Source organism: Microbacterium sp. B24, from assembly GCF_000333415.1.
Classification (GTDB): Bacteria; Actinomycetota; Actinomycetes; order Actinomycetales; family Microbacteriaceae; genus Microbacterium.
The window spans coordinates 1-1536 of record NZ_BADB01000256.1 but is presented as its reverse complement, the minus strand read 5'-3'; the positions used below and the strand labels follow the sequence as shown (position 1 = coordinate 1536).

Below are 1536 nucleotides of genomic sequence, written 5' to 3'. Positions count from 1 at the left end.
ATTCGAGCTCGGACCCGGGGATCCTCTAGAGTCATGCCGGCGATCAGCACGGTCACACCGAGGGCGGCACCTGCGCTCAGCACGATGACGCCGACCGGGCCGAACCCGGGCGTGAGGAACCAGCCGGTGACGCTCATGTAGATGAGCAGGCCCGTGGTGAGCACGAAGCTCGTGCCCCCGGACGTGAGGCGACGGCGGGTATCACCGCCGACGACCGCCTGCACGATCAATGCCACCACGATCCCGACGATCACCGCGACGACGATGGGGATGACAGGGTCTTGCAGGAAGTCGTTGAAGCCGATGGCGACGAAGTTCTTGAGAAGCGCGGCGGCCAGGAAGGACGGCAGGGAGTAGAGGAACAGGCTGAGGACGGTGAACGACACGTCGAAGCCGCTGTTCTCACGCAGCGCAGAGAGGATTCCGGTCGAGATGCCGAAGAGGATGGCCAGCAGCAGGGCCGCCGTGACCATCTGGATGGTGGACACCATCGCGATCGGCAGGACGTCGGTGACGGGGGCGCCCTGGAAGGTGGTGCCCAGGTCGCAGGCGTTCGCGAAGGGGATGAGGCACTTGGCCGCGCCGCCGACCCACATCGCCCAGCGAAGCGGAGGCGCGACGTCCAGGTTGGCGAGCTGAATTCGCGCTTCGATCAGCTGCTGCTTGTTCGGGTTGCTGGAAGAGCGGAGGTCCTCGAGCGGATCCGTCGACAGCGCGACGAGATTGAACATCACGAAGGATGCCGCGAGGAGGATGAGGATCGACACACCGACCCTACGGAGAATGAAACCGACCAAAGGTCACTCACTTCGACGTGCGACGGGCGGGCGGCATCGGGTTGCGATCGCCTTGCCCATCGGTTGACAGACAGGGGCCAGGGTGGCGCCTTCGGGATCTACCGTAGACGCCACCCTGGCGTGGGTACTACTTGGTGTTGGTGCTCTGCTTGACGGACCACTCCCAGTTGTTCCAGATCGGACCGGTCTGGTTGCCCATGTACTTGACGCCGTCCAGCTTGCTGGAGACGCCGTAGATGCCGGGCGCCTGGAAGAGGGGCAGGCCGTAGCCCTCGGTGAACGCCGTCTTGTCGATGTTCAGGAGGAGCTGCGTCAGCTTGTCCTTGTCAACCGTGGTCTGCGACGCGATCGCGTCGTCGTTGGCAGCGGTGAACTTGTTGTAGTTTCCACCACCGTCGGTCGAGAACAGCTGCGGGATCTGCGCCGTGCCGATACCCGGGGAGATCCAGCCGAACAGCGACGCGTCGTAGTTGCCCGCCGACAGCAGGGTCGACCACTTGGGGTCGCCACCGTCGACGACCTGGAAGCCGGCCTTGGCCGCGGAGGACTGGATCGCCTGGAACTCGTCCACGCGGTTCGGGTTCTTCGTGTTGTAGAGGATCTTCACGGTCGGCGTCTTGCCGGCGAGGAGCTCCTTGGCCTTCGCGATGTTGTCGTCGAGCTTGGACGGGTCGTACTTGTCCGAGCCGTTCTGAGCGACCGTGGTCGCGTACTCCGACTGGCTGGGCAGCCAGATCTG

General features: G+C 64.5%; 1 protein-coding gene and 1 pseudogene. Both read right to left on the bottom strand.

Annotated elements, in window-relative coordinates:
• A pseudogene (locus tag I5I_RS06830) lies at nt 1–767 on the bottom strand (ABC transporter permease); the annotation flags it as partial.
• Nucleotides 768–924: 157 nt separating this feature from the next.
• Nucleotides 925–1536 (bottom strand): ABC transporter substrate-binding protein (locus I5I_RS06825; protein WP_036317994.1); only part of this gene is annotated, 612 nt, incomplete at its 5' end.